Below are 14,213 nucleotides of genomic sequence, written 5' to 3'. Positions count from 1 at the left end.
CCCATGTTCAAAAAAATCTTAATATATCTAATCATTACATGCACCGTTAGCAACGGTTTCATGCAGCTCGTGATTTATTCTGGTTATAAAATGAACAAAGAATACATTACCAGCGTATTTTGTATCAATAAAGAACATCCCGAATTGCATTGTGATGGACAGTGTTTCCTTGCCAAGAAGTTAAAAGAGCTTGAAGGTAAAAATAAACAGGCTCAGGAAAATCTGAAAAGAGTTGCAGAGGCTGAACCAAGGTTTCAGACAATAGCAGTAAATCACCATCTTCCTTATTTTATTATTACTTCAGAAAATCTTTACATCGAAAAACCGGTTAAAGATCTTTCCATCTCTATTTTTCATCCACCGAAAACGGTTTAAGTAAATTCCTTTTTCTGGATCGTCACCTTGGATTTATTTCAGGGTCTATCACATTTTTAGTTATAAGATGCCGAATTGAATTCAGCATGACGACTCCTATTAGAATTCTTTAAAATTTATTTATCCAATTTTCTTAAAATGAAATTATCACAATACTTTTTGGCATTGTTATGCCCTATTATACTATTATCTTCTTGCAAAAAAGGCGCCGATGAAGTTACAGCAGATACTAAATCTTCTTTCTCAATTGAATTCGAAAACCAGGTAAATGGAAGTCCGCTGGTTCTAAATACCACCACTTACAAAAATGCTAAAGGCGAAGATTTCAAAATCAACGTATTTAAATACTATGTAAGCAATATTAAATTAAGCAAGGCAGATGGAACAACTTATTTAATTCCAGAGAGTTATTTTTTAATCGATGCATCTAAAGAAGAATCTACCAACATTACGCTAAAAGATGTGCCAACGGGTGATTATACCAAAATTGAATATACAATCGGCGTAGATTATGCCCGTAATTTTGCTGGTGCGCAAACCGGTGCTTTAGATCCAATCAACGGCATGTTCTGGACATGGAACAGTGGTTACATATTTGTTAAACTAGAAGGAACTTCGCCACAATCGCCAGCAACAGGAAATGCACTTACTTTCCATATCGGTGGCGTTACCGATCCAAATAATACAATCAGAACATTTGCTACAGAAATTAATGCTGCAAATCCACTTCGTGTAAGAACAGATGGTAAGCCAAATATGCATTTCAAAGTAAATGCGGCCGCATTATTCACAGGTAAAACTGATATTAGTTTCTCTACCTTATATCTCACCATGGGTGGTGCCAATTCTGTAATTGTTGCCAACAACTATGCAAATGGTTTATTCCGGTTAGATCATATTCACAACTAAATGTTAAGGAAAATGACAGTCTTCGCAATGCTTTTTTTAAGCATTGCGTTGATGTATGCCTGTAGCAAGAGTGAAGAAGAAGTAACTCCGGAAGAAAAGAAAATTACCTTTTCAGTTCCTTCCAACTTTCCTGCTCCGGTATACAATTTCGAAGACAATAAATTAAGTAATGCTGGTTTTGCACTAGGCAAAAAAATATTTTACGAAGCCAGATTATCGGCAGATAAAAGTGTTTCTTGTGGAAGTTGCCACCAGCAATTTGCTGCCTTTACACAGCTTGATCATAAAGTAAGCCATGGCGTAAACAACTGCCAGGGAAAGCGGAACACCCCACCCCTTTTCAATCTGGCCTGGCAAAAAGCTTTCTTCTGGGATGGTGGTGTAAAAAATATCGAAACATCACCATTAAATGCCATTACCGATGCCTGCGAAATGGGTACCGATATACAAACCATTGTTGCCTTCCTGAAAAATACGGCGCCATATCCTGATTTGTTTAAACAGGCTTTCGGTTCAACAGAAATCAACTCACAGCTGATTTTAAAGTCGATTGCTCAATTTACAGCAGTATTAGTTTCAGGCAATTCGAAATATGATAAGGTGATGCGCAAAGAGGGTGGCATTTCTTTTACCTCTACAGAGCTGGCTGGCTATAACCTGTTCAAAGAAAAATGCACCTCTTGCCATGCAGAGCCATTTTTTACAGATTTTTCTTACCGAAGTAATGGCCTGGATCTGCTAAGTGCAGATGAGGGCCGTTCGCACATTACAGGAGTAGCTGCAGACTTTGGAAAATTCCGTGTACCTACCTTACGCAACATCGAATATACCAGTCCATACATGCACGATGGGCGTTTTTACAGTCTAGATGAAGTTTTAGAACATTACAGTTCTGGCATAAAAGCCTCCACAAATCTTGATGTGCAATTGAAAACAGGTATCCCATTAAATATAACAGAAAAGGAACAGATTAAAGCTTTTTTAAAAACATTAACAGACAATGAATTTATCAAAAATACACTATACAGCGAGTCGTAAATTATTGATTTTAGTTTTCGTTCTCATGAGCAGCCAGGTTATCGCTTGTGATATATGTGGCTGTTTTATGGGGATTACTCCATACTATAACCGAAATAGTATTAGCCTTTTGTATCGCTATCGCTCATTTAATGGTTACGAAGGACAATCGCATTCTTTATTTCCGAATGGAGGAAGTTTCTTTATCCCGGCACGAAGTCAGGATTCGCCGATAACTAATCACAATGGTAATCCTGATGACTATGAACTTTACCGCTCCTTAGAAATAAGGGGAAAATATTTCATCAATAGCAAACTCGAAATCAATGCTATTTTACCTTATGTTTCTAATAGTGAGCGCTACAACGGATATACCTCTTCTATCTCAAGTGTTGGTGATGTTAATCTATATGCGGGCTATCACCTGGTTCAGAAACTGGAAGATAATTTCAAACAACAGTTAATTGCCGGAGCAGGGATAAAATTACCAACAGGTAAAAATGACTTCAAAAATACAGCAGGTATCCGTTATTCCTCACTCATGCAGGCTGGAACCGGAAGTACCGATGGCTTTGTATACCTCAACTATATGGTGGGTTTGGGTAAATTTGGTGCTAGCCTGAACACTTCTTACAAGGTTAACGGGACCAACAGCCGCGATGAAGGTATTGCCAACAGCACCACCAGTTTCCTGAATATTTTTTATACCCAAAGAATTGGTAAAGATGTTCAGCTGATGCCTTCTGCCCAGTTTTTTTATGAATATTCTGGTGGAGAAAAGTATAAAGGTCAAAAAACCGGAGAACATGTAATGAATAACCTAATGGGGGGCGTAGGTATAGATGTTTTTTATAAAAATATTGCTTTAAACGCTGGAGTACAAAAGAATATCTGGGAAGCCGAAACCGATCACCCGATGAGTGCAGGAAAGGCTTACGTTGGAATTACTTATAATTTTTAAATTACAGCATATGAACAGATTAAATATTGCAATGCTATGTTTTATAACGGTTTTGTTTATTTCCTGCAAAACAGAACCTGATGCTAAAGCAGTCCGTCAAGAAGTGCTCAATATCCATGATAAACTGATGATTGATGGCGAAAAAGTAATCAAGAATAAAATGAAGTTAGACACGCTCCTGGTTTCAGATCAGATTAAACTTTCTCCAGATTCGACTAAACAAAAGCAAAAAATTAGTGACTTAATTACACGGTTAAATGCTGCTGATGAAAAAATGATGGATTGGATGCATTTCTTTAAAGATGATTTTAAAGGGAAAACAGAACAAGAAGATCTGGAGTATTACAAAACTGAAATGATCAAAATCAGGGCTGTTGAGGATAGCTACATTAAGGTTACCAGAGAATCTGATTCGTTGATAGCCATATATCAAGTTAAATAAATTAGTCTACAGGTCGGAGGTCCGAAGTTTGGCAAGCGAAATATCAAAAACATCAGTATTCGGATTTCTGACTTTTAATAATCAAACATGAAAAAATTAATTCTTCTGGTAATCCTACTTGGATTGATCACAATAACGCTAAAATCAAATGCAAATCCGATAATCGACAAGCAAAAAAACAAACTCATCGATTCGGTAAAGAAAGTATTGGTAGATCCCGTTTGCAAAATGAAGGTGAAGGCTGGTGCTTCAAAAAATGCCGTGTACAATAACGTTACTTATAATTTTTGTTCAGAAAGCTGTAAGCAAAAATTTGTGGCTGAACCTGCAAAGTATGTCAAAAAATAAGTCGGGGGCTAAAGATCGAAGTTAAAAACTACGGAATCAAATTGTTTGAACATCCTGGCCACTGTCTCCGGACTCTCACCCTCAGACTTTTCCAAACAATTAACGTTCTAGACTAAATTACATTGTATATTTACATTTTTAAAATAACATCATGAATAAAATCATTGCTTATTTAGCTACATCCCTGCTAGCTGTTTCTATATTTAGCGCTTGCAAACAAGAAAGAACACTTCCATTTTATGGCGAGCGTCATGCCGAAACTGTTAGAGACGCGGCAGGCATAGAGAAAATTGATACTGTTTACCAAACTATTCCAAATTGGTCTTTCCTGAACCAGGATAGTGTGGTAACAACAAACAAAGCAACTGATGGCAAAATTTATGTAGCCGATTTCTTTTTTACTTCATGTACAACTATCTGTCCTACCATGCACCGAAATCTTGCGAAGGTTTTCAGCGAATTTAAACTCAACCCCGATGTGATGTTTGTATCACACACAATCGATTTTAAATATGATAAACCAAGTGTTTTAAAAAAATATGCGCAAAAACTTGGTGTAGATGGACCGAAATGGCTATTTCTTTATGGTAGCAAGGATAGCGTTTATACCTTGGCAGAGAAAAACTATTTAGTTGCTGTTGGTGAAGATAGTACAGCAAAAGATGGCTATATTCATCAAGGTTATTTGGTTTTAATAGACAAAGACAGGCATATCCGTGGGGCTTACGATGGTACTAAGGAAGATCAAGTAGAACAATTAATAAAAGATATTCCGGTTTTATTAGCAGAGTACAATAAATAGAGCTATAATTTAACCGTCATTTTAACTGAAGTACAGCGAGATGACGGTTTCCTTTACAAAACACCCATGCGCAAGTACATTATCAATATTATATTTTTTCTTTCCCTGGTTGCCATCATTGTTTCCTGCCAAAACCAAGAAACAATTGATCTGCAAAATTATATGTCGAATGGAAAAGATATCTATAAAGCCAAATGCCAGAACTGCCATGGCGAAAATGGTGAGGGATTGGGCCAACTTACACCTCCCCTAACTGATTCTGTTTTCTTAAAAGCAAACAAAACACGTTTGGCCTGTTTTATCAAAAATGGAGCGAACGAAGCTTTGATCATTCATGGTAAAGAATATAAGGAAAAAATGCCTGCTTTCCCCGAGCTAGCTGATATTGATGTAGCACAGGTGGTGGTTTATATCACCAATTCGTTTGGCAACAAGCAGGGATTTGTACCTTACTCGCAGGTTTCAAAAGATTTACAGAATTGTAAATAGGCTGGTTCTAATTATTTTCTATTTCGGCTATTTTTCTTTTACTGAGTACGTCACCCTGAATTTATTTCAGGGTCTTAAATATTAATACAGATGCTGAAATAAATTCAGCATGGCGATATCAAGAGATAAATCTTCCTATTCTTTGTACCTTTATGCTTAAAAAAAACCATCTTTGCACAAAATGCAGGTTGTTCTATCGCTGTTTCGGGTAAAATCGGAAGAGAGGAAAGTCCGGGCAACACAGGGCATCTCGCTTTCTAACGGAAAGGGGTTCAGGAATGAAGACCTGAATTACGGATTAGTGCAACAGAAAATATACCGTCTCGGCTTTAACCGGGATAAGGGTGAAAACGTGCGGTAAGAGCGCACGAGCATTACAGGCGACTGTAATGGTTTGTAAACCCCGAGAGTTGAAAGACCAAATAGGCTAACGTCCCGACTTTACGTCGGGATAAAGGGCTGCCCGTCCGATGTTAGTGGGTAGGTCGTTAGAGATAAACGGCAACGTTTATAGTGGATAAATGATAGAAATCCTGAGCAATCAGGAAACAGAACCCGGCTTATAGACCTGCATTTTTTTTATTCACTTAATAAAATATTTTTTGTTTCGTCGAGTTTGGCCACTTCTTCTTCACCCAAAACAGGAAACTTCAGATCAAGGCTTTTTAATTTATCTTGAATAATTTCGCTTACTGCCAACCGTGCAAACCATTTTTTATCAGCTGGTATGATGTACCAAGGCGATTCTGCTGTACTTGTTTCGTTAATTGCATCCTGATAGGCTTCCATATACTTATCCCACAAGGCCCTTTCTTTAATATCGCCAGACGAGAATTTCCAGTTTTTAGTAGGATCATCAATACGTTCTAAAAAACGTTGTTTTTGTTCATCCTTGCTCACATTTAAAAAGAACTTTAAAATTACAGTTCCATTAGCCGTTAGATGCTCTTCAAAATTTTTGATACTCTTATAACGCTGTTGCCAAAAGCTTTTATTGATCTTTTTAATATCATTAAAACCTGGGATATTTTCACTTAAAATATATTCGGGATGCACTTTACAAACCAAAACGTTTTCATAATGCGAACGGTTATGAATGCCTATTCTACCTCGTTCCGGCAAAGCTTTATAATGTCTCCACAAAAAATCATGCTCATATTCTTCAGGTGTAGGTACTTTAAAACTATATACCTGGCATCCCTGTGGGTTTAGTCCACTCATTACATGCTCAATTGCACTATCTTTCCCAGCAGCATCCATCGCCTGAAAAATAATCAGAACAGAATGCTTTCCAGATGCATATAATTTCTCCTGTAAATGGTCTAGCTCTATTTTCGAATTCACCAATGCATCTTTAGCTTTTTCTTTGTTATAACCGCCGGTAAAATCTGTTTTATGGTTTTTTAAAGAAAATTTCTTATCGCCCTGTACAATTAATCCTTTAAATTCGTTTTTCATAATCATGTATTGTTTTAGATAAATCGATGCATCAATAATTTAAATATAGAACTAAAAAATAAGTAAATTAAATACGTTAATTTGCATATAGAGTTTTTTATATTTAACGCCACAGCTTTTACCTAAAGATCATTCTATTCAGTATGTTTAAAGAGATAAAAAACAAGTACTTACGTTATTCGATAATAGTTTTATTTTTTATAATAATTTTCTTTTCTGCCCTTCAACTAAACTTTTTGTGGCTATTTGGCTATTCACCAAGTGTTCGAGATATCAAAGCACCTACCCTTCGTGTGGGTTCAGAGCTCTACACTGCCGATGGAAAACTGATTGGCAGGTACTTTAAAGAAAACAGAACGCCTGTAAATTATAATGAAATTGCGCCAAGTGTAGTGCAAGCTTTGGTTGCTACCGAGGATGTTCGTTTCTACAAACACTGGGGTATTGATGTGCAAGCGGTTGGCCGTGCAGTTGTTGGTTTAGGAAAAGATGGAGGTGCAAGTACCATTACGCAACAATTGGCAAAAAACCTTTATCGTACGCGTTATAATAAATCGCAGGGATTGCTGATCAAAATACCTTTGGTAAGAACTTTAATTGTAAAATTAAAGGAATGGATGACTGCTGTAAAGTTAGAATCCAACTATTCTAAGAATGATATTATCACCATGTACCTGAATACCGTTTCTTTCGGTAACAATACCTATGGCATAAAAACAGCCAGCCGGATTTACTTTGATAAGGAAGCTAAAGATTTGTCCACAACAGATGCAGCCATGCTTGTGGGTATGCTAAAGGGTACAACGTTATATAATCCAACCAAAAACCCGGCAAAAGCTTTAGAAAGAAGAAATATAGTGCTTGCACAGATGAACAAGTACAAGTACCTGAGCAAAGATAGTTTAACTGAATTATCAAAGGAGCCTATTAAACTAAAAGAAGGTAAAATGCAGGATGGTAGCGATGGCGACTCTTATTTAAGGGCTGCTGTAGCAAAATATTTAGAGAAATGGTGCACTGATAATGGTTACGACCTTTATGAAGATGGATTAAAAATTTACACGACTATCGATTCTAAACTTCAAAAATATGCTGAGGATGCAGTTGCTGATCAGATGAGGATCTTGCAGCGCAGGTTTTATAGTGTGTGGGGTAACGAAGATCCCTGGTATGATTCTGAAAAGCAAAAGGTTGATTATCCAGATAGAGCGATGAAAAAATTACCAATTTATACGCTTTTGCAAAAGAAATTCCCTAACAATCCTGATTCTGTTACTGCTTATTTTAATAAAAAGAAAAGAATGCAGATTTTTACTTATAAAGGCGATCGAGATACTTCCTTTTCTACTTTAGATTCGATCCGTTATTATGGGAAAATCATGAATACCGGAATGATGACCATCGAACCTGCAAGTGGTAAAATTAAGGTTTGGGTTGGTGGTATAGACCATAAGTTTTTCAAATACGATCACGTTAATCAATCTAAACGTCAGGCAGGTTCTACTTTTAAACCATTTGCTTATTTAACAGCTTTAGAACAAGGCATGAGCCCTTGTGATAAATTTACCGATAAACCTGTTAAAATTGCTTATCAGGATAAAGGTCAAACGAAATACTGGGAGCCAAAAAACGCCGATTACAGTGTTTCATACCGCGAAATGAGTTTAAGGTGGGCAATGGCAAAATCGGTAAATACCATTACTGCCCAGGTAACCGAAAAGGTGGGCTGGGATAATGTTGTAAAATATGCACACGAGTGTGGAATCGACAGCCATTTAGAATCTGTACCATCAGTAAGTTTAGGCTCAAACGATGTTACCGTTTACGAAATGGTAAAAGCCTACGCTACCTTTATGAATAAGGGGATTAAAACTGATCCTATTTTAGTGGAGAAAATTACCGATCAGGATAACAATGTAATTGATGAGTTTAAACCTAAAACAAAAAGGGTTTTAACAGAAGAAATTGCCTGGTTAATGACTTATATGTTCCGTGGTGGCATGGAAGAGCCAGAAGGTACATCACAGGCATTATGGGAATGGCCAGATCTGTTTAGAAAAAACAATCAAATTGGTGGTAAAACAGGTACTTCATCTGATTATGTAGATGCCTGGTACATGGGGCTAACTAAAGATCTGGTCACTGGTGTTTGGGTAGGTTGTGATGAAAGAACTGCACACTTTAAAAACGGTGAACAGGGAGAAGGCTCAAGAACAGCTCTACCTATTTTCGCTAAGTTTATGGAAAAGGTATACCTCGATCCAAGTTCAGGTTATACTTATGGCCCGTTTCCAAAAGCGACTGTTAATATTACCAGAACCTACAACTGCCCTAGCCCGCGGATTATTAGAGATACCACATCAACGGATAGTTTAGCGGTAGATTCTACAGATTTTACTGTACCTGAAACACCAGAAACAGTTATTCCCGTAACTGTTGAACCAGAAGTAAAAAAGGAAGAAAATAAAACTGAACCCGTTCAAACTCCCCCAGCAGCTACTGTTCCTTTAACTAAAAAGGAAGAAAGAGAATTGAGAAGAAAACAGCGCCAGGAAGAAAAAGAAAGGAAAAAGAACGAGAATAATCAGCCCTAGTTTTTATTGCAGTAAATAAGCCTGATATATCACCTATCTATGCTTTTTAGTAGAAAAACGTTTAAAAAATGTTAAAATTTTAATACTGTTTTAAACAATTACTATTTTTATTTTCCAGATCTCTTACAATTCATTTTCGTAAATTATTGAACTTTATTACTAAAACCACACATATGAAAATAGGCTCTACTTTATTAAAGCGATATTCTTCTTTATTGCTCCTGCTTATTCTTTCTTTTTCAGTTCAGGCCCAATACTTCGGACAAAACAAGGTAAGGTATAAAAAACTCGACTTTAAGGTTTTGCAAACACCCCATTTTGAGATTTATTACTACATCAAAAACGAAAAACTTTTAAAACGTTTTTCGCAAGATGCCGAAACCTGGTACAAAATGCATCAGGAAGTTTTTAGAGATACTTTTTTAAAGAAAAACCCTATTATTCTATACAATAACCATCCCGATTTCCAGCAAACAACAGTACTTAACGGTGAAATTGGAATTGGTACCGGCGGGGTTACCGAGGCGCTAAAAAACAGGGTGATTATGCCTGTTATGGAACTGAATAGTCAAACAAGGCACGTTTTAGGTCACGAGCTTGTCCATGCTTTTCAATATCACCTTTTGCTCGAAAAAGATTCAATTAGTTTAGAAAACGTTGGCCAAACACCATTGTGGATGGTTGAAGGTATGGCCGAGTATCTTTCAATAGGGAAAAAGGATGCATTTACATCCATGTGGATGCGCGACGCGATGTTAAACCGTGATATTCCCTCGCTTAAAGATTTAACAAACTCAAATAAATATTTCCCTTACCGTTATGGTCAGGCATTTTGGACTTACATAGGTTCCCAATACGGCGATACTACCATTGTTCCATTATTTAAGAATACCGCAAAATACGGTTACGAAAATGCCATTAGGTATACTTTCGGATATGATGATAAAACATTATCGGGTTTATGGAAAAATTCCATCGATGCGCACTATAAACCAATGTTAAAAGCAGATAGTTCGCAGATTAAAATTACGGGTACAAAAATCATCGACAATAAAAACGCAGGCAATATGAACGTTGCCCCTGCCCTTAGTCCAGATGGGAAATACTTAGCCTTTATGTCTGAAAAAGACCTTTTTGGTATAGATTTATTTCTCGCAGATGCTAAAACTGGAAGAATTATCCGAAAGCTAAGCAGTCAGATTTCTAATGGTCACATTGATGATTTCAACTTTATAGAATCAGCCGGTGCATGGTCGCCAGATAGTAAACAATTTGCCTTTAGTATCTTCAGTCAGGGTAAAAATCAGATGATGATTATCAATGTTTCAAACGGAACTACAGTTTCTCAAACAGCGATGGATCAGGTTCAACAGTTTGGTAATTTAACCTGGGCGCCAAATGGAAAAGATATCGCTTTCTCGGGGATGGTTGAAGGACAGAGTGATATCTTCTCTTACAATTTAGACACTAAAACAGTTACCCAAATTACTAACGACGTATATTCTGATTATGCACCGAGTTACTCACCTGACGGTAAAAAACTGGTGTTTTCATCAGATAGAGCAGCAATCCAGGCCAACGTAGTTAATGCAGTTTTGCCGATAAACCTTGCCATTTACGATATTGCATCTAAAACGGTGAGTAATTTAGATGTTTTTCCCGGAGCGAATAACCTAAATGCACAATTCTCTTCAAATAGTCAAAATATCTATTTCCTCTCGAACAGAGATGGATTTAGAAATTTATACAAATACAATTTAGTAGATAATACTGTTGATCAGTTGACCGATTATTTTACTGGAATTAGTGGGATTACTGAGTTTTCGCCTGCAATTTCTGTCTCTACAACTGATGATATTGTGTACAGCTATTATCGTTACCAGCGTTATACCCTGTATAATGCTAAACTAAGTAGCTTTAAAGCGAAACGAATAGGCAACCAGGAAGAAAATTTTGATGCGGCTATCCTTCCTCCAATGGAAAATATTGGGGTAAACATCATCAATTCTAACCTAAATAATTTTGACCGTTTCGAAAAAACAACAGCCGATTCGATGAAAACGGTACCTTACAGACCAAAATTCAGGTTAGATTATTTAGCCAATAGTGGTGTTGGTGTTTCTACCAGCCGCTTCGGAACGGGTGTTTCAGGAGGTATTGTAGGGATGTTCAGCGACATATTAGGAACTAATCAGATTATAGCAAATATTTCTGTAAATGGTGAAATTTATGATGCCGGTGGATTAGTGGGTTACATTAATCAGAAAAGTAGAATAAATTGGGGCGCTGCCGTTTCGCACATTCCATATGTATCTGGTTTTAGGTCTTACGGATATGAAAATGTCCCAACAGGAGATAATACAAGTATTAAAGCCTTGGCAGACAGAACAGATATTATTAGAACTTTCGAAGATCAGCTTCAGATTTTCGGGGCTTATCCATTTAGTAAAATACACCGTTTTGAGTTAGGCGGTTCATTTTCCCACTATAGTTACAGAGTTGATAGATATAGCAATTATTACAATTCGGTAGGTAATTACATAGGTTCAGACAAAAGCAGAATTTCTAACGATGTTGCTTCTCAGGATTACGGCATTCCTTTTAATTCTTTTACCTTGTATCAATTAAACGCTGGTTTTATAGGCGACAACTCAATCTTTGGTCTTACTGGTCCACTTGATGGTTTCAGATACCGTGTGAGCGGTGAAAAATATTTTGGTACTTATAATTTTGCCGGTGTAACAGCAGATCTTCGTAAATATTGGAGAGCTAAGCCCGTAACCTTTGCAGTAAGAAGTTATAACACCTTAAGAATTGGTAAAGATGCTGACAGGCTTTACCCAATGTATCTTGGTTATCCTTATCTGATTAGAGGTTACGAATCAAACTCAATTTACAAAAGTACTTCGGCCCAATCATCAGAATCTTTTGATATTAACCAATTAACAGGGAGTAAAATAGCTGTTTTTAATTTTGAAGTCCGTTTACCATTTACAGGCCCTAAAAAATTGGCTGCAATACCTTCTAAGTTTTTATTCTCAGATCTAAATTTATTCTTTGATGCTGGTATAGCCTGGACAAATGATACCAAAGTAAAATTTAAAAGTGAACCAACATACACTACCGAACCTGTTTTAGATGCAAATAAACAGCCAGTTTTTGATGATAAGGGGAAACCAGTTACTTATCAGGCTACAACAGAACGTGTACCGGCAATGAGTGTTGGTGTATCGGTAAGAGTAAATATTTTTGGTTATTTTGTATTAGAACCTTACTATGCCATCCCTTTCCAAAGAAAAGATGTTAAAACTGGAGTATTCGGTTTAACATTTGCGCCAGGATGGTAAAAAATGAATGAGAGATTAATTAAATGACGGAATAAATAAATCTCTTATGAATTAAATAAATAACAAATAATAATGATTGCTTGAATGATTGGGTGTTGATGATCCCTATCATTCAAGCATTTTTTATAGGTAGATATTTATTAATTATTATTTCCAATTCGATCTGCAAAATATTAAGGTTTAAAAATCGATTAAGATAAACTTGTAAATGATAGTTTTACCTGATTGGAGGTATTTCTACGCAAAAGAATATTTTCGAAATCAAGGCCTATAGTTAAATCAATCCAATCTGGATTACAAGATCTTACCAAACGCTCTTTCTGCATGCGCGTAAAGCGGCTAATTGATTTAAAACGAACCAAAGCTTGTGCTTCTGTTTTAAACTCTTCAAAATAAACCAGGCGGGTTAACTGGTGCCCATTATCAAAAAATAAGTTTGGCATCTGTTTATAGAAATCCAGTGTCTTCATTAAATCAGAGCTCATGCCCACGTGCATACTTGTACGATTTCTGTCGGTAACGATATAAACAAACTTTTTCATGATCTTATGTTTAAAACTTAAAACTAAACTATTTAGTATACCCTCTTGCAATTCAAAATAATATTACTAACTTTATGAGCATAAAATTACTAACTATTTTAGTAATTCCAAATTTATTTTAAAATTTATTTTTATGTCAAATATTTCAAATAATTTAAAGTACCTCAGGAAGAAAAAAGGCCATACACAGCAAAATTTCGCTGATATTATGGAAATCAAGAGATCGCTCATCGGGGCTTACGAGGAAGACCGGGCGGAACCTAAATATGATTTGCTAAAAAAAATAGCCGAATACTTTGATCTTACCATCGATGAATTCATCAATGAGAAAATATCTGACAGCTGGAAACCTAAGCCAAAAAGCCAGGGATCTAACCTCAGGGTACTGAGTATTTCTGTTGATCAGAACGATCGCGAAAACATCGAATTGGTTCCGGTTAAAGCGAGTGCCGGTTATTTGAACGGTTTTTCAGATCCTCAATATATTAGCGACCTGCCTAAATTTCAACTCCCCTTAGCTGCATTAAGACAAGGTACCTTTAGGGCTTTTGAAATTATGGGCGATAGTATGTTGCCTGTTCAACCGGGCAGTGTAATTATTGGTGAGTACCTTGATAACTGGAATGAGGTAAAAACTGGTGAAACATACATTGTGATTAGTAAAAATGAAGGCGTAGTATATAAACGAGCAGGTAACCGTTTCAGGGAGAATAAAGATTTGAAATTGATATCAGATAATAAAGTATACGATGCTTATACCATTGCTGCCGATGATATCCTTGAAATCTGGAAAGCCAAAGCCTATATATCAACTTCATTGCCTGAGCCTGCACCAGACCCAACAATGGAAACCCTGACACAGATGATGGCGCAAATGCAGAAATCAATCTCTCAGCTAAATAAAAATTAACAATTTTTAACAAGGGCCG

General features: G+C 36.5%; 13 protein-coding genes and 1 other RNA gene. 12 read left to right on the top strand and 2 right to left on the bottom strand.

What is annotated here, in order from left to right; all coding sequences use genetic code 11:
• The first annotated feature begins 90 nt into the window (after positions 1–90).
• The 9 genes from FHT21_RS09300 (at position 91) to rnpB (ending at position 5,922) form a co-directional block, all read left to right on the top strand.
• Entirely contained in the window at positions 91–375 is a 285-nt protein-coding gene (locus FHT21_RS09300; protein WP_167294402.1) for a hypothetical protein, read from the top strand.
• A 138-nt stretch (positions 376–513) separates the two neighbouring features.
• Positions 514–1,284, top strand: coding sequence for an MbnP family protein (locus tag FHT21_RS09295; RefSeq protein WP_167294401.1), 771 nt, complete (start codon positions 514–516; stop codon positions 1,282–1,284).
• Positions 1,285–1,296: 12 nt separating this feature from the next.
• Positions 1,297–2,322: a cytochrome c peroxidase gene (locus tag FHT21_RS09290; protein WP_243853941.1), complete on the top strand. Its 1,026-nt coding sequence runs from the start codon at positions 1,297–1,299 to the stop codon at positions 2,320–2,322.
• Complete coding sequence (locus tag FHT21_RS09285; RefSeq protein ID WP_167294400.1) at positions 2,285–3,262, top strand: transporter; 978 nt, start codon at positions 2,285–2,287, stop codon at positions 3,260–3,262. Before FHT21_RS09290 ends, FHT21_RS09285 begins: the two co-directional genes overlap by 38 nt.
• A gap of 10 nt (positions 3,263–3,272) precedes the next feature.
• Positions 3,273–3,704: a hypothetical protein gene (locus FHT21_RS09280; RefSeq protein WP_167294399.1), complete on the top strand. Its 432-nt coding sequence runs from the start codon at positions 3,273–3,275 to the stop codon at positions 3,702–3,704.
• A gap of 87 nt (positions 3,705–3,791) precedes the next feature.
• Entirely contained in the window at positions 3,792–4,052 is a 261-nt protein-coding gene (locus FHT21_RS09275; protein WP_167294398.1) for a YHS domain-containing protein, read from the top strand.
• Between the two features lie 151 nt (positions 4,053–4,203).
• On the top strand, positions 4,204–4,854 hold the full coding sequence (locus FHT21_RS09270) for an SCO family protein (protein WP_167294397.1): 651 nt from the start codon (positions 4,204–4,206) through the stop codon (positions 4,852–4,854).
• Positions 4,855–4,920: 66 nt separating this feature from the next.
• Positions 4,921–5,343: a cytochrome c gene (locus FHT21_RS09265; protein ID WP_167294396.1), complete on the top strand. Its 423-nt coding sequence runs from the start codon at positions 4,921–4,923 to the stop codon at positions 5,341–5,343.
• Between the two features lie 180 nt (positions 5,344–5,523).
• Positions 5,524–5,922: RNase P RNA component class A (rnpB, locus tag FHT21_RS09260), an RNA gene on the top strand.
• Here rnpB and FHT21_RS09255 read toward each other — a convergent pair.
• A complete protein-coding gene (locus tag FHT21_RS09255) occupies positions 5,923–6,801 on the bottom strand; it encodes a polyphosphate kinase 2 family protein (protein ID WP_167294395.1) in 879 nt (292 codons plus the stop codon).
• A gap of 143 nt (positions 6,802–6,944) precedes the next feature.
• On the opposite strand from FHT21_RS09255, the gene FHT21_RS09250 reads away from it, so the two are divergent.
• Positions 6,945–9,395, top strand: a complete 2,451-nt coding sequence (locus tag FHT21_RS09250) for a transglycosylase domain-containing protein (protein WP_167294394.1) — start codon at positions 6,945–6,947, stop codon at positions 9,393–9,395.
• 173 nt (positions 9,396–9,568) lie between these two features.
• Positions 9,569–12,742 carry a basic secretory protein-like protein gene (locus FHT21_RS09245; protein ID WP_167294393.1) on the top strand — a complete coding sequence of 1,058 codons (3,174 nt, stop codon included), beginning with the start codon at positions 9,569–9,571 and terminating at the stop codon, positions 12,740–12,742.
• A gap of 191 nt (positions 12,743–12,933) precedes the next feature.
• On the opposite strand, the gene FHT21_RS09240 is transcribed toward FHT21_RS09245, so the two are convergent.
• A complete protein-coding gene (locus tag FHT21_RS09240) occupies positions 12,934–13,284 on the bottom strand; it encodes a GIY-YIG nuclease family protein (RefSeq protein WP_167294392.1) in 351 nt (116 codons plus the stop codon).
• Between the two features lie 133 nt (positions 13,285–13,417).
• Between FHT21_RS09240 and FHT21_RS09235 the strand changes: the two genes are divergently transcribed.
• Positions 13,418–14,194 (top strand): LexA family transcriptional regulator, encoded by a 777-nt coding sequence (locus tag FHT21_RS09235; RefSeq protein WP_086546492.1) that lies wholly within the window; start codon positions 13,418–13,420, stop codon positions 14,192–14,194.
• Positions 14,195–14,213: the final 19 nt, after the last annotated feature.

Source organism: Pedobacter sp. SG908 (assembly GCF_011759615.1).
GTDB lineage: Bacteria > Bacteroidota > Bacteroidia > Sphingobacteriales > Sphingobacteriaceae > Pedobacter > Pedobacter riviphilus.
Note: the sequence above shows the minus strand (reverse complement) of the source record. Positions and strands in the feature narration are given on the sequence as shown.